The sequence below is a fragment of the Halorubrum sp. GN11_10-6_MGM genome, assembly GCF_005435165.1.
GTDB lineage: Archaea > Halobacteriota > Halobacteria > Halobacteriales > Haloferacaceae > Halorubrum.
Genome location: NZ_SGUC01000018.1, coordinates 49,115 through 63,724, shown reverse-complemented (window position 1 = coordinate 63,724; position 14,610 = coordinate 49,115). Strand labels below are relative to the sequence as shown.

At 65.7% G+C, this 14,610-nt stretch carries 15 protein-coding genes and 1 pseudogene; 7 read left to right on the top strand and 9 right to left on the bottom strand.

The window, feature by feature from the left end; translation table 11 throughout:
* Positions 1-148: 148 nt before the first annotated feature.
* Together EXE46_RS17735 and EXE46_RS17415 are read left to right on the top strand one after the other, a co-directional pair.
* Positions 149-664 (top strand): annotated as a pseudogene (locus EXE46_RS17735) (TaqI-like C-terminal specificity domain-containing protein); the annotation flags it as partial.
* A 363-nt stretch (positions 665-1,027) separates the two neighbouring features.
* Positions 1,028-1,432 carry a hypothetical protein gene (locus tag EXE46_RS17415; protein WP_241981532.1) on the top strand — a complete coding sequence of 135 codons (405 nt, stop codon included), beginning with the start codon at positions 1,028-1,030 and terminating at the stop codon, positions 1,430-1,432.
* A gap of 55 nt (positions 1,433-1,487) precedes the next feature.
* Here EXE46_RS17415 and EXE46_RS10410 read toward each other — a convergent pair whose 3' ends face one another.
* Positions 1,488-2,120 (bottom strand): hypothetical protein, encoded by a 633-nt coding sequence (locus EXE46_RS10410; RefSeq protein WP_137688326.1) that lies wholly within the window; start codon positions 2,118-2,120, stop codon positions 1,488-1,490.
* A gap of 5 nt (positions 2,121-2,125) precedes the next feature.
* Positions 2,126-3,226, bottom strand: coding sequence for an endonuclease NucS domain-containing protein (locus EXE46_RS10405; RefSeq protein WP_137688325.1), 1,101 nt, complete (start codon positions 3,224-3,226; stop codon positions 2,126-2,128).
* A gap of 216 nt (positions 3,227-3,442) precedes the next feature.
* Here EXE46_RS10405 and EXE46_RS10400 point away from each other — a divergent pair, with 216 nt between their 5' ends.
* The 3 genes from EXE46_RS10400 to EXE46_RS10390 are packed head-to-tail and all read left to right on the top strand — an operon-like array spanning position 3,443 to position 5,605.
* Positions 3,443-3,673 carry an AbrB/MazE/SpoVT family DNA-binding domain-containing protein gene (locus tag EXE46_RS10400; protein WP_137688324.1) on the top strand — a complete coding sequence of 77 codons (231 nt, stop codon included), beginning with the start codon at positions 3,443-3,445 and terminating at the stop codon, positions 3,671-3,673.
* Entirely contained in the window at positions 3,674-4,048 is a 375-nt protein-coding gene (locus EXE46_RS10395) for a PIN domain-containing protein (RefSeq protein WP_137688323.1), read from the top strand.
* A gap of 42 nt (positions 4,049-4,090) precedes the next feature.
* Positions 4,091-5,605, top strand: a complete 1,515-nt coding sequence (locus EXE46_RS10390; RefSeq protein ID WP_137688322.1) for a replication factor C large subunit — start codon at positions 4,091-4,093, stop codon at positions 5,603-5,605.
* A 15-nt stretch (positions 5,606-5,620) separates the two neighbouring features.
* Here the strand turns inward: EXE46_RS10390 and EXE46_RS10385 are convergent, their stop codons facing one another.
* A complete protein-coding gene (locus EXE46_RS10385) occupies positions 5,621-6,736 on the bottom strand; it encodes a HAMP domain-containing sensor histidine kinase (protein ID WP_137688321.1) in 1,116 nt (371 codons plus the stop codon).
* Positions 6,737-6,881: 145 nt separating this feature from the next.
* Between EXE46_RS10385 and EXE46_RS10380 the strand changes: the two genes are divergently transcribed.
* Entirely contained in the window at positions 6,882-7,958 is a 1,077-nt protein-coding gene (locus EXE46_RS10380; protein ID WP_137688320.1) for a zinc-dependent alcohol dehydrogenase family protein, read from the top strand.
* 3 nt (positions 7,959-7,961) lie between these two features.
* Here the strand turns inward: EXE46_RS10380 and EXE46_RS10375 are convergent, their stop codons facing one another.
* The 5 genes from EXE46_RS10375 to EXE46_RS10355 all read right to left on the bottom strand — a co-directional run bounded on the left by EXE46_RS10375 (position 7,962) and on the right by EXE46_RS10355 (position 12,268).
* Positions 7,962-8,888 (bottom strand): amino acid ABC transporter permease, encoded by a 927-nt coding sequence (locus EXE46_RS10375; protein WP_137688319.1) that lies wholly within the window; start codon positions 8,886-8,888, stop codon positions 7,962-7,964.
* Positions 8,888-9,634: an amino acid ABC transporter ATP-binding protein gene (locus EXE46_RS10370; RefSeq protein WP_137688318.1), complete on the bottom strand. Its 747-nt coding sequence runs from the start codon at positions 9,632-9,634 to the stop codon at positions 8,888-8,890. Before EXE46_RS10370 ends, EXE46_RS10375 begins: the two co-directional genes overlap by 1 nt.
* Complete coding sequence (locus tag EXE46_RS10365) at positions 9,631-10,458, bottom strand: amino acid ABC transporter permease (RefSeq protein ID WP_137688317.1); 828 nt, start codon at positions 10,456-10,458, stop codon at positions 9,631-9,633. The genes EXE46_RS10370 and EXE46_RS10365 overlap by 4 nt, the downstream gene beginning before the upstream one ends.
* 1 nt (position 10,459) lies before the next feature.
* Positions 10,460-11,257: a basic amino acid ABC transporter substrate-binding protein gene (locus tag EXE46_RS10360; RefSeq protein WP_137688316.1), complete on the bottom strand. Its 798-nt coding sequence runs from the start codon at positions 11,255-11,257 to the stop codon at positions 10,460-10,462.
* A 114-nt stretch (positions 11,258-11,371) separates the two neighbouring features.
* Positions 11,372-12,268, bottom strand: coding sequence for a COX15/CtaA family protein (locus EXE46_RS10355; RefSeq protein ID WP_137688315.1), 897 nt, complete (start codon positions 12,266-12,268; stop codon positions 11,372-11,374).
* A 289-nt stretch (positions 12,269-12,557) separates the two neighbouring features.
* Between EXE46_RS10355 and EXE46_RS10350 the strand changes: the two genes are divergently transcribed.
* Positions 12,558-14,060 carry an MATE family efflux transporter gene (locus tag EXE46_RS10350; RefSeq protein ID WP_137688314.1) on the top strand — a complete coding sequence of 501 codons (1,503 nt, stop codon included), beginning with the start codon at positions 12,558-12,560 and terminating at the stop codon, positions 14,058-14,060.
* A 51-nt stretch (positions 14,061-14,111) separates the two neighbouring features.
* Here the strand turns inward: EXE46_RS10350 and EXE46_RS10345 are convergent, their stop codons facing one another.
* Positions 14,112-14,567: a DUF5814 domain-containing protein gene (locus tag EXE46_RS10345; RefSeq protein WP_137688313.1), complete on the bottom strand. Its 456-nt coding sequence runs from the start codon at positions 14,565-14,567 to the stop codon at positions 14,112-14,114.
* Positions 14,568-14,610 lie beyond the last annotated feature (43 nt).

Sequence of the window (14,610 nt, the reverse complement as noted above, 5' to 3'; positions counted from 1 at the left end):
GGATGGTCTCCTGATCGGAGACCATCCCTCAGGAATCCACTTGCTCGCCTGTTGCATCGATCTACGATACCTCTCAAACGGCTCCTACGAGAGAGTACCGAAATCGATCTCGGGCTAAACACATACCATAGATGAAAGCTGTATCAGGATGGGTAATATATGTTATGTGAATTATGGTGCCCAGATTTCGAGTAAAGAGAAGGGTGGGTTTGGAAAGTCACACTTCTTATCTGAGGAATATAAAGAAGGCTACAAGAAATTCTTTGAGGGAAAGAATATCAGCCGATACCATATTGAATGGCCTGAAATCTACCTTGACTACCAGCCTAGCGAGATCTACGGACCCCGTCATTCAAAACTGTTTGAATCTGAAAAGATCGCAGTGCGATATGTTTCAGCTGACGACGATTCAATTCTAGCCGCATTTGATGATAGGGGTATGTACACAGATCATCTCACCGTTCTTTGTACAATGTATGATAACGTAGAAGGAACCGATCTCCGGACCGATTTCGAAGGATTCGACAAATTAGAAACGAACTACTCCCTCAAAGCGATTCTCGCAATTGTCAATTCTTCAGTTGACAACTTTTATTATGCCAACAGATTCGCAACAGGAAGTCTTCAAGGAGATTACTCACACGTGTACCCTCAGTCAGTAAGGAAATTTCCGCTCCCCAATGTAGATCTGGAAGGCAAGCATTCGGATCTTGATAATGGACAACTGAGAAAGAAACTATCTGGTAGATCTTCAAATCAAGAGTTGATTTCATCTTATCTAATGGAAGGTGGGGCTATCCAAGCATCGGCTGCCCACCGTTGTCTGGAAACTGCTTGTGACTACCTGATTGACAAAAATAACGAACTCGTAGAACTGAATCTCAATTTGAGAGACCATCTTGGTAACTACGATGCTGAACAGGGGCTCACCAATATCGGATTTGTTCAACCCCCTAAGAACGCAGACGAATCGATGCTCGAACAGACCAATGAACACCGATCAAACCTACGGGTTGGTGATGTATCGTTGGATCGCGAGTCCCCCAATACGGTCCTCGTCGAGGCCACCGCCCGCTACAAGCCGGACGACGAGGACGCGCACGAAACGGACCAGTGGGGCTACACGGAGACGGAGGCGGACCTGATCGAGCACTTCGTTCCGGTCGCCGTCGACGAGGCGGGCGGCTTCGCGAACTTCCGCGAGACGGCGACGAAGACGAACTCGCTGATCGACCGGCTGAAGGCGATCGAGGTTCCCGACGTCGACGACGTGGCCGACGACTTGGAGAACTACCTAGAGACGAAAGAGCGCGCCGAGGAGCTCGACGCGAAGATCGCAAAGACCGACGACCTGATCGACGAGATCGTCTACGAGCTGTACGGGCTCATCGACGAGGAGATCGAGGTCGTTGAGGAGGCAGTAGGAAAATAAACCCCGAAAAGAGTCTCAATCAGCTCAGCGATTTGTCGGTCTCAAAGTAGCGTTTTCAGTCCTGCTCAGATTCAACAGACTTGCCGATCTCTTCGGCACCAAATGAAGACACAAAGTCGTAGCAACGCTTCCGTAGTTCTGGCCGATCGCGACGCGGAGACTGGTCTACAGACTGCTCACGCGCAATATCACGGATAACCTGACGAAGAGAACAATGGTCGCTGGGAGTTGGTTTCTCACCTTTTCGAGCAGTGTACTTGATCCACGTCCACCCATCAGAGGCAATACCGACAAGGGGGCGATTCTCAGCCTCATCAAGGTAGTGAATTGATTCTGTCTGGGCCTTCTTAATTCCGTTCGGGGATTTGAGTTCACCGACCACTGTCACATCGACATTTGTAATGGTAAAATCTGGAGTGTCATCTCCGAGTCCCTCAAATCCCTTCGGTTGTGGCCGATACTGGTAGCCGAGAGCATCAGCAACGTCACGAATGAGGTGTTCCTCGATAAACCGCTCCGGTCCTTGGCGGATTATCCCACCTTCGAGTGGGACTGAGTCGTAGAGGACCTCGTTTGCGTGTTCTCTCGGGACACGTCGATCAAATTCGGTAGCAAACCGCTCGATTGACCGTATAACACGCTGGGCACGCGGATCATTTCGCGGTCTGTCGAAATCAGACTGATCCATCAGTGTTAATCCTTGACTTCTGGAACGTCGAAAGCCTCTCGAAGCTGATCAAGCGTGTGCTGGTCACGTAGCCTAGTCACTGTATTCTGGTTTGCGTACATCCCTTCTTCCCAGACGGCATTCCCTATGTCTCTAGTATCTTCCCAGGCAATTCCTATGACATACTCACGGAGGTCAGGATCCTCTGCGTCCCGGCTTAAGTCACCTTCAAGCGGAGCCTCTGTGAGAGGCACTGTTTTATCGTCAATTTCGACCTTATATTCGTTAGCCGGAGTCTTTTCTTGGGTCACAGTTCCGACTCCGATATACCCTTTTTGTGGGTGGTAGACGAACAGACGAGACCCTTCCGTTGCGGTCCCCATTGTTCGGTGATACCATTCTCCGTGACCTCCCGCAATAAATCCGTATTCGCGGGCGTCGTCCCAATTCCGGTATTTTGTTTGTTCGAAATTCGCATAGAAATCCACGCCACTCCAGTCTTCTCTGGTACTCTCTTCGTCCACATCCTCCGACTGATAGGGGTCATTCAACCATGTCCGGGCAATGTATTCTCGCTCGTCTTCCTGGTAGTAATTGAAACGAACTGCGTTGATCGGCACATCAAATTCCTCAGAGAGGTACTCGATAATTCTCTCTGTCGAGGCGTCAAGTTCAGAGGACACAATCGTCAGGGTATGTTCTTCGTTTACCTCGTCGGGCCCCTCAGAGGAGTCGTCATGATTCGGCCGGAATTTCTCATCAAATCCTGCTTCGAATGAGTCCTCATGCTCGTCCGAGTCTTCGTAGAGTTCTTTGATTTCGTCGTACGTGAGATTTCGAACCCAAGAGGCGTAATCAATTGTCTGCGCAGTTACGTCCCTCGGTGTCCGGTCTCGCTTGAGCTCGACGACATGGAGATCTCCGTCCGCGTCCATCGCCAGAATATCGAGACGCTTCCCGCTTGATGTCGTTATTTGCCGATCGATGACTAACAACGGTTGTCCGAGGACGTTCGGATCTTGGAGAAGGAATTCTTCAAGCCGGTCTTCGCTGTCGAGTTTCGTTGACGAAACACGCTCAAAGTCGTCGTTATCCGCTATTCGCCAGAGACCCAGATCAATTGGCATACTCGCAGATTGTTTAATACACATTTTAATCTGTGGACCCCAATTATCAGCACATTATCCTACTCTGATCGAGCGGACGGAGCAGCCTATCGACGAGGTCGTCTACGAGCTGTACGGACTCACCGAGGAGGAGATCGTGAACTCCGAATAGCAGGATGATGGGTGCGATCAGCTCTATGGGGTATTTTCTTATATTTTCTCACCGTAGTTCGCTATATGGGCGAAACGACCCTCGACGACCGGGGACGCCTGACCCTCCCGAAGGACATCCGAGAGCGATACGGGGACCGCTATCGCGTCGTCCGACTCCGAGACGGTATCAAGCTGGTTCCGGTCGCGGAGGACCCGCTCGAAGCGCTCAGAGACGAGTTCGAGGACGTCGAGAAGACCGCCGAGGAGCTGCGCGACGGTGCGCGGGACGCCGCGATCGACGAGGCGGGGCGCTGAATGTACGCGGAGACCGATTTCCTTCTCGCGCTGATAAAGGACGACGACTGGCTCGGAGACGCGGCCGAGTCGGTGTATCGCGATCACCGGGACGACCTCTGGACCTCCCGGCTCACGCTCGTCGAACTCCTGCTCGTCGCGTACCGTGAGGACCGAAGCGCGGAGCGGACCGTCGCGAACGCGGCCGCGCTCGTGGAGGTCCGGGGCGACGTCGACGGCGTGGTCGCGGCCGCGACGTACGTCGACGAACACGGCTTCACGCCGTTCGACGCGCTCCACCTCGTCGCGTCGGGGGACGACCCCATCGTGTCCAGCGACGGCGCGTACGAGGGGTTCACCCCGCGTCTCGACCTCCGCGACCGGGCGAACGACTGACGCTCCGCAACCACTAAACGCGGCTCGCTCCTTGCTCCGGTAATGGCCGATTGGACGGAGAAGTACCGCCCGAGCACGCTCTCGGAGGTCCGCGGCAACGACAAGGCCCGCGACGCGTTCGCGGAGTGGGCCCGCTCGTGGGACGACCACCACGAGGCGGTCGTCCTCCACGGCAGCCCGGGCGTCGGGAAGACGAGCGCGGCGCACGCGCTCGCGAACGACATGGGCTGGGAGACGGTCGAGCTGAACGCCTCCGACCAGCGCACCGCCGACGTCATCGAGCGCTCCGCGGGCCGTGCGGCGCGCAACGCCACCCTCGGCGGGAGCGCGGCCGGCGGCGGCGCGGGCGGCGGCGATACCGCCTCGCGCCAGCTGGTCATCGTCGACGAGGCCGACAACATCCACGGGAACTACGACCGCGGCGGCGCCTCGGCGATCACGAAGCTGGTCAAGGAGTCCGGTCAGCCCATCGTCCTCATCGCCAACGACTACTACGACATGTCGCGCGGACTCCGGAACGCGACGCGGGAGATCGAGTTCCGCGACGTCTCCGCGCGCTCCATCGTCCCCGTCCTCCGCGACGTCTGCCGCAAGGAGGGGATCGAGTTCGACTCCGACGCCCTCCAGCAGATCGCGGAAGGGAACCGCGGCGATCTCCGCGGCGCGATAAACGACCTCCAAGCCGCGACCCAGGGGCGCGACTCGATCACGGTCGACGACGTCGTTACCGGCGACCGCGACAAGGCGCTGGGGCTGTTTCCGTTCCTCGACGCCGTGTTGAAAGAGGAGTCCGCCGAGGAGGCGTTGCGGTCGTCGTACGCCGTCGACGAGACGCCCGACGACCTGACGCGCTGGATCGAGAACAACGTCCTCGACGTGTACGAGCCGACCGAGGCGGTCCGCGCGTACGACTTCCTCGCCAACGCCGACGTGTGGCTCGGCCGCGTGCGCGCCACCCAGAACTACTCCTACTGGCGCTACGCGACCGACAACGCGGCCGCGGGCGTCGCGGCCGCCCGCGACGGCGAGAAGGGTGGCTGGACGCGCTACGGTCGCCCGCAGTTCTGGTCGTCGTCGGACGCGACCGCCGACGAGGTCGTCGGCAAGATCGCGGCCGCGAGCGGGTGTAGCGTCGCGACCGCGAGACGGGAGGTGTTACCGTTCCTCGAGGCCGTCACCCACCACTGTAAGCCCCGCGACCTGACCGTCGCGATGGCGGCGGCGTACGACCTCGACGAGGCGGGCGTCGCCTTCGTCACCGGCTCCGGCGAGTCGACGAACAAGGTCACGTCGATCGTCGAGGACGCGCAAGCCCGCCGCGAGGAGCTGATCGAGGAACACGCCGAGGGCGCCTTCGCGTTCGACGGTGCCGACCGCGGGGAGGACGCGGACGACGCGACCGCGGCCGACGCCGCGACCGATGAGGCCGCCCCCGATGACTCCGGACCGACCGCCGGCGAGAGCAACGGGCGCGACTCGGCGGACGACGCGACCGCGGAAGACGGTTCCGACGACGAAGCAGACGACGATCAGGCCGGGCTGACCGATTTCATGTGAGACGGGCTCGGCGGGTCACTGACTACCGCGACCGCGGAGCCGAGTCGAGTGCGGACCGGTGTCGGGTCCGCTCGTTTCGGGGGCGTCGATCGACTCGTCGTAGACGAACTCGAATCGGGCGCCGCCCTCGCGGCTCTCCGTGACCGATACCGACCAACCGTGCGCCGCCGCGATCCGCTCGACTATCGCCAGCCCGAAGCCCGTGCCGTCGGGCGCGGTCGTGTGTCCCGGCTCGAAGACGGCGTCCCGCTGGTCGGGATCGATCCCCGGCCCGTCGTCCGCGACGTAGAGCCCCTCGTCCGTCCGTCCGACCCGGACCCGGACCGCGGCGTCGTCAGGCGTCGCGGAGGCGTCAGGCGTCGTCGGGGCGTCGTCAGGCGTCGCGGAGGCGTCAGGCGTCGTCGGGGCGTCGTCGGTCGTGCCGTGTTCGATCGCGTTCCGGAAGAGGTTCTCGAGCGCCTGTCGCATCCGTTCCGGGTCGCATCGGGTCGTTCCGAGGGGTCCATCGATCGCGAGCGCGGCGTCGGCCGACTCGCCCGCGGTTCTCCACGCGCGCTCGACGACCGGCCGCAGGTCGGTCGGCTCGGCGGTGTCGACCGTCTTCCCCTCCCGGGCCAACGTCAGGAGGTCGCCGATGAGCTCGTCCATACGGTCGAGCGCGTCGAGCGCGCGGTCCATCCGTTCGGCCGATGCGTCACCGGCGAGCTGTTCCGCCAGTTCGACGTTGCCGACCGCGACGGAGAGGGGGTTCCGGAGATCGTGGGAGACGACGCTCGCGAACTCGTCGAGCCGCTCGCGCTGCCGCTCTAGCTGCCGCCGACGCTCGACGCGCTCGCCCGCGAGAAAGAGGTATCCCACCACGTCGCCGCCGTCCGTCGTTCGGCCGCGCTCGTGGACCCACCGCGGCTCCCCGTCGGCCGCGACCCGATACACGACGTCGACGGCGGGAGCCTCCAGCGCCTCTCGGAGCCGGTCGCGGTCGGCGCTCGCCACCCGATCGAGCCATCCGCCGTCGGAACAGTCCGACAGATCGAGCCGCGACTCGCCGGCGGCCTCGACCACGAATCGGTCGGGATCTCCACCGGGCCGACGGTACGCGACTCCGGGACGTCGTTCGAGTTGACGCGACACGTGTCAACGAGTCTACTCGGTCGGCATAAACCTTACTCGCCTATCAGTTGTCATGCGCTGAGATCAAGTAAAAACGCCGCGAAATAATCTCTCGAGGGGGTCGGAGCGCCGAGAGACCTTTGTCCCGTCGCTCGGTGGCTCCCGTATGCGCGCAGCGATCCTGCGAGAGTACGGCGAACCGCTCGCGGTTCGCGACCTCCCTGACCCCGAACCCGCCCCCGACGGCGCCGTCGTCCGCGTGGACGCCTGCGGCGTCTGTCGCAGCGACTGGCACGCGTGGGCCGGCCACGGCGAGTGGGCGGACGACCGCGTCCCGCGCGGGCAGGTCCTCGGCCACGAGCCGGCCGGCGAGGTGCTCGCCGTCGGCGGCGAAGTCGACCGATTCCGGCCCGGTGACCGCGTGGTCGTCCCATTCTCGCTCGGCGACGGCACCTGTCCGCACTGCCGCCGCGGCGCCGGGAACGTCTGCGAGGACGGGCGCGCGCTCGGGTTCGAGGCCGCCGCGCCGGGGGCGTTCGCGGAGCGAGTGGCGGTGCCCGCGGCCGACTACAACCTCGTCGAGCGCCCGGACTGGCTCGACGCGACCGCGGCCGCGGCGCTCGGCTGCCGGTACATGACGGCGTACCACGCGCTCGCCGAGCGGGCGGGCGTCGGGGGCGGCGACGCCGTCGCCGTCCACGGCTGCGGCGGCGTCGGGCTCTCCGCGGTCCAGATCGCCGCGGCGCTCGGCGCCCGCGTGATCGCGGTCGACGTCGACGACGACGCGCTCGCGCTCGCGGCCGATTTCGGTGCGGACGCGACCGTGAACCCGGCGTCGCCGTCGGGAGACGGGTCCGTCCCCGAGCGCGTCCGCGACCTGACCGACGGCGGCGCAGACGTCTCGATGGACGCGCTCGGGATCGCGGAGACGTGTCGGAACTCCGTCCGCTCGGTGCGCCCGCGTGGCGCGCACGTCCAGGTCGGACTCACCACCGACGCCGAGCGCGGCGAGGTGTCGCTGCCGATCGACTGGATGACTCGCTGGGAGATCTCGTTCCTCGGGTCGCGCGGGATGCCGCCGACCAGCTACGACGACCTGTTCGATCTGATCGAGGCGACGGGGATCGCCCCCGGCGAGCTGGTCTCTCGGGAGCTGTCGCTGTCGGAGGTGTCGGGACGGCTCGCAGCGATGGAGGAGTACGACGCGCGCGGCGTCGAGGTCGTCACCGACTTCGGCGCGTGACCGTCACCGCTCCCGGTCCACCCCGAGTCCCGGGATCGCGACGCGGTCGTCGACGCGCTCCATGAACTTCGACGCCGTGAGCACCAACGCGAGGTACATCGCGCCGAGGACGAGGAAGACGGCGGTGTACCGGAACGTCTCGGTGGCCACCTGGTCGGCGCGGTAGTACAGCTCCGGGACCGTGATGAAGCCCGCCAGCGACGAGTACTTGATCAGGTAGACGAACTCGTTCGTCCACGAGGGGATCGCGTATCGGAGCGCCTGCGGGAGCACCACGTAGTAGATCGACTCCAGCTTCGAGAGCCCGATCGCGCGCCCCGCGGTGATCTGGCCGTCGTCGACGCTCTCGACCGCGCCGCGGATGTACTCGGCCTGATAGGCGGCCCCGTTGAGCGTGAACCCGAGGATCGCGACCCACACCACGTCGCGCGGGAACACGCCCGACACCGCCGCCGGCACGGAGGCCGCGAGGTTCAGCCCGTAGTAGAGCACGAACAGCTGCGCCAGAAGCGGGGTGCCGCGCAGCAGCTCGGTGTAGCCGAGCGAGAGCCACGCCGAGAACCGACCGTACACCCGCGCGACCGCCAGCGGCACGGCGATGAAGAAGCCGCAGACGAGGCTCACGCCGGTGATGACCACCGTGAGCCACGTTCCCTGCGCGAGGACGGGCGTGAGCTCGACCACGAACGCGGCGTCGGCCGCCACCGCGGCGAGCCCGGGCACCGCGGCGAACGCGCCCTCGACGGTCTCCGGCGCGACGAGCGGTTCGCCGACCGGGGCGATCGCACCGCCGAGCCAGCGGTTGACCCAGCTGACGAGGAGCCAGCCCCAGAACAGCGCGCCGGCGGCGACGAGGAGGATCCGGCCGGCGGACGGGTCCGCGTCGGCCACGCGCTCGCCGACCGTCCGCGGTCGCGTCGCCCCCGCCATCAGTCGTGACTCGCGATGCGTTCGAGGAAGCGGCCGGTCCGCTCCTTCTCGGGGCGTTCGAACAGCTGCTCCGGCGGGCCGCGCTCGACCACGCGCCCGTCGTCTAAGAACACGACTTCGTCGGCGACCGCCCGCGCGAAGCTCATCTCATGGGTGACGACGAGCATCGTCATGCCCTCGTCGACCAGGGCGCGCATCACCTCCAACACCTCGCCGATGAGCTCGGGGTCGAGCGCGCTCGTCGGCTCGTCGAACAGCATGAGCTTCGGTTCCATCGCCAGCGCCCGGGCGATCCCCACGCGCTGCTGTTGGCCGCCCGACAGCTCAGCCGGGTACGAGTCGAGCTGGTCGGCGAGCCCGACGCGTTCGAGCTGCGCCGCGGCGCGGTCCCGTGCCTCCTCCTCCGAGAGTCCGAGGACGCGTCGCGGCCCGAGCGCGACGTTGCCGGTCGCCGTCAGGTGCGCGAACAGGTTGAAGCTCTGGAACACCATGCCGACGTCCCGGCGGAGCTCGTCGACGTCGGTGTCGGGCGAGAGCACCTCCTCACCGTCGAGGGTGATCGACCCCTCTTGGGCCTCCGCGAGCCGGTTGACACAGCGGAGCATGGTCGACTTGCCGGAGCCGGACGGGCCGATCAGGACGGTCACGTCGCCCCGGTCCATCTCGAAGGAGACCCCGTCGAGCACCTGCTCGTCGCCGTACCACTTCGAGACCTCGCTCACGCGGAGGAAGGCGTCGTCACTCACGCCGACTCACCCTCCGGGATCGCGTACCGGGTGCCGAGGTAGTCGAGCGCGCGGTTCGTGGTGAACGTGAGGACGAAGTAGATGGCACTGATGAACAGGATGACTTCGAGGACCGCGGTCGTCTGCTCCGTGAACAGGTCGTACCCGCGGGTGAGAAGCTCCGCGAGGCCGATCGCGAAGACGATACTCGTGTCCTTCAACACGATGGTGAACTCGTTTTGAAAGCCCGGGATCGACCGCCGGAGCGCCTGCGGGACGACGACGTACCGGATCGCCTCGAACCGGGAGAGGCCGACCGCCCGCCCCGCCTCCAGCTGGCCGTCGTCGACGCTCGCGAGCGACGCCCGGAAGATCTGCGACTGGTACGCGGCGCTCCGGAGTCCGAGACCCAAGATTCCGGCCGAGATCGCCGGCGAGATCGAGCCGATACCGAGGTTCACCTGCGGGACGCCGATCACGAAGTACATCACGAGGAGGATGACGACGATGGGGGTCCCGCGGAGGACGACCCCGACCGTCTCCACGAGGCGCTTCGCGGGTCCGTCACCGTACACCTCCACCGCGCCGGCCGGGAAGCCGACGAGGAACCCGAGCAGGATCGACGCGACCGTGAGCCCGACCGTCAGCGCGAGCCCGCCCCCGAGGTAGTCGACGTTCCGGAGGACGAACCACCAGTCGACGGGGTCGCCGACGAGCCACGGGTCGATCGATCCGATCGCCGGCACGACGGCGTCGCTCGCCGCCGGCGCCGCGGCGGAGGCAGCGCCCGCGAGAGCGCCGAGGCTGTTCGACGCGGCGAGCGCGAGCGGGCCCGCGACCGACATCCTACTCCTGCCCGAACCAGGTGTTGGTTATCTCTTGGTACGTCCCGTCGTCGCGGACGGTCTGGAGGCCGTCGTTGAGCGCGGACTGGAACTCGGACTCGCCCTGCCGGAGCCCGAAGCCGAACTGCTCGCCGGTCTCCTCGACGAACGCGATCGTCACGGCGCGGTTCGCGGCGAACGTCTCGGCGACCGGGTTGTCGACGACGACGGCGTCGATGTTCTCGTTCGCGAGGTCCTCGACCGCGAGGACGTAGCTGTCGTACGTCGAGGAGTCGCTCTCGGCCACGATCCCCGGGTCGACGAGGTTCGACTGGACCTGGTCGGCGCCGGTGGTCCCGGACTGCGCGCCGACGCGGGCGCCCTCGAAGTCCGCCCACTCCGACGGCTGGAAGTCGCCTCCCTCGCGCACGAGGATCGCCTGGTCGGACTCCCAGTACGGGTCCGAGAAGGCGATCGTCTCCTGGCGATCCTCGGTGATCGTCATCGCGGCGGCGATGACGTCGATCTCCTCGTTCTGCGTGAGCGCGGGGATCAGCCCGTCGAAGTCGAAGGTGGCCCACTCACCGAGCTCGTAGTCGGTCTCGGCGACGACCGCCTCCAGCAGGTCGACGTCGAACCCGACCAGCTCGCCGTCCTGCCGCATCTCGAACGGCGGGAAACCGGGCGCGGTTCCGGGCGTGATAGTGGTGGTGTTCTCGCCGAGGCAGCCGGCGAGACCGGTCAGTCCGACCGCGGCGGAGCCGCCGGTCAGCTTCAGGTACGTCCGACGGCTCACATCGGTCTGGGTGCGGCGTGTCATACCCGTGCGAGTACGGCGAGCGATTTCAACCTTTCCTCCCTCGGACGCGCCGGTTCCGGGTGCGACGGTCGATCGGCCCGCGCACACGGGTTCCGAAACCCGTCTCGACGCGCGTCAGTCGCCGCCGATCGGCTCCGAGGTCGGTCCCGAGGCGTCGGGCCGGCGCAGGGCCCACACCGCGCCCGCGGCGAGCGCGACCGCGATGCCCAGCGCGACGAGGTTGATCTGTTGCCATGTGGCGGTGTATAACACGAGGTCGCGACCGAGCAGGAGCGTCCCGACGAGGGCAGTCATCGACCCGGCGGCGAGCGCGCGGACGGTGCCCGCCGTTCCGGCGTCGAGACCGTCGTACCCTCCCCGGACCGCCTCGGTCGTGTACGCGATCACCGCGACGAGCCCGAGGTGCCCGGCGAGGCCGGTGATGTAGAAGGCGGCCTGCGCGGGCGGCGCGTAGGTGAGGAACGGCACCGCCCGCGAGAAGACCGCGCTGGCGACGATGCCGGCGACCGCGATCCCCGCGGCGGCGCGGAGCAGCCGCGCGTTCCCGCGCCCGCCGCCCCAGATCGTCGCCAGCCCGAGCAGCGTGAAGATCGTCAGCGCCACGATCAGGTGCGCGGCGTGCGTCGACACCGTGTACCCGCCGGGGACGAGCCCGCCGAGTGTGACGGTGATCGCGCCGACGGTGATCTGAACGGGGAGGATCGCGACCGCCAGCGTCGCCGCCAGCTTGGTCCGGCGCTCGAACTCGGAGCCGAGCCACGTCCACCCGGCGACCCCGATGATGAGGAAGCCGGTCACCATCGCCCACGCGCGGTGGAACCACTCGATGAAGTCGGGGTTGATCGTCAGCGCCGGGATGAGCTGGTCGGAACACAGCGGCCACTGGGCCTGACACGCCAGCCCCGAACCGGTCGCCGCGGTGTAGACGCCGAGCGAGAAGAGGACGAGCGTCATCCCCGTCGTCGCCGCCGCGTATCGCCTGAACGTTAGCCACGCGGGCCGAAGACTCATTGCCGGATTTCGGGCGCGCGCGCACTTAGACCGTTCGGCCGCTCCTCGCCTCCGGGAAGCGGACGGCGCGGTCGTCCGCCGTCCGATCAGGGCGTTCATCAGACGGCCGATCAGGGCGGTCGTCCGCCGTCGGATCGGCGCAGCCGTCCGGCTTCCGAATGTTTTTGACTGACCAGTCAGTCAGTATTGGTACGAACCGAATGGACCACACGGACCGACCGATCCCCGACGCCGCGAACAGTCCCCTCCCCGAGCGCGACGACCTGGGCCCCTCGGAGGCGGTCGCCTGATGGGGCTCCGCGACCGCGTCGACTCGCTATTTAAAGGAGCCGACGAGCTCGACCTCACCTCGGGCGACATCGGGTGGCCGCTGTTTTTCCTCTCCCTCCCGATCGTCGTCCAGAACCTCTTTCAGGTGCTGTACAACCTCGCCGACACCTTCTGGCTCGGCCGGTACAGCACCGAGGCACTGTCGGCGATCACGTTCGCGTTCCCGATCGTCTTCCTGATGATCTCGCTGGCGTTGGGCGTCTCCGTCGCGGGGAGCGTCCTCGTCGCGCAACACACCGGCGCCGGCAACGAGGACCGCGCCGCCTACGCCGCGTCGCAGACGATGGCGTACGCGGCCGTCATCTCCGTCGTGCTGGGCGTGCTGGGATACGTCCTCGTCGACGACGTCACCGCGCTCCTCGGCGTGAACGAGACGGTCGCGCCGCTCGTCGTGGAATACATGCGGGTGTACGCGGTCGGCCTGTTCGCGGTCTTCGGCTTCGCGGTGTTCATGGCGCTGATGCGCGGCTACGGCGACACGGTGACCCCGATGTACGTCATGGCCGGCTCGGTGGTCCTCAACATCCTCCTCGACCCGATCTTCATCTTCGGCTTCGACGCGAACCCGCTGTTCGGCGCGCTCGGCCTCGGCGGGCTGGAGGCCGCGGCCCTCGACGCGACGGGGTTCACCGGCTGGGGGATCGGCGGCGCCGCGATCGCGACCGTCGGCTCCAGGGCGCTCGCGCTCCTCGTCGGCCTTCAGATCATGTTCCGCGGCGACCGCGGCGTTCGGATACGGCTCTCGGAGATGCTCCCCGACCCCGAGTTCGGGAAGACCGTCCTCGGCATCGGACTGCCCGCCTCCGCCGAGGGCGCGGCCCGCTCGGTCTCGATCACCGCGCTCCTCGTCGTGGTCGCGAACTTCCCGAACGCGGTCAGCGGGGCGTACGGCATCGGGACGCGGATCTTCTCGGTGATCTTCCTGCCGGCGCTCGCCGTCTCGCAGGGGATCGAGACGATGACGGGACAGAACATCGGCGCGGACGAACTGGACCGCGCCGCCGAGACGAACCACTTCGGCGCCCGCGCCCTGCTCGCGCTGCTCACGGTCGGCGGCGGGGTCATCGTCCTCGCTGCGCGGCCGATCGCCGGCGTGTTCTCCCCCGATCCGGCGGTCGTCGACCACGCGACGACGTTCCTCCGCGTGAGCGGCCTCTCGTTCGGGTTCATCGGCGTGATGCGGGCGTACACCGGCGGCTTCCGCGGCGCGGGCCACACGATGATCGCGGCCGTCATCTCCCTCGTCACCCTCGGGTTCGTCCGCCTGCCGGTCGCGTGGGTCGCCGCCGGCTCGCTGGGCGCGATGGGGCTGTGGATCGCGTTCCCGATCTCGAACGTCGTCGGCGGCGTCGTCGCGTACCTCTGGTTCAAACGCGACACCTGGCGCGACGGGAACCTGACCGAGGAGGAGGCCCCCGTCGACGAGATCGGCTCGGGCGTCGCGTCCGCCGACAACGACTAGTCGTCGCGTCGTCGCCGACCCCGACCGACGCGTCCGCTTCGGGACCGATCGCTAGCCCGACAGCTCTCGTTTCGCCTTTCGCGCCCGCTCGGACATCTCGCCGTTGCCGTCGACGTCCGCGAGCGTCTCGATCGCCTCCAGTTTTCTGACCGAGTCGTCGAGGAAGGAGAGCACGTCGCCGGTGTACGCGTACACCATGTAGTCGTCGGTCATCACGTCGACGATGGCCTGCGGGCCGAGCCCCTCGGCGCGAAGTTCGAGGACGTACCGCATGAACTTCTCTTCGGGATGGCCGCAGTAGGGGTTCGAGTCACAGTCGCAGTCGAGGAAGTCCTCGGCGAAGTCGAGGACGCGGTCGCGGGTCGTCTCGTCGAGCTTCGAGAGGCCGTCGCCGGTGAACAGCAGGTCGAGGGTCGCGCCGGCGAACGCCCCCTTCGGAATGTTCGCCTCCAGCTGGGAGGAGAGCTGGCGGTGGTTCTTGACGTAGATCTTGTCGGTGAAGGCCACGAGTTGGCGTCGATACGCCCGCGACCGTCAAAAACGACGCGGT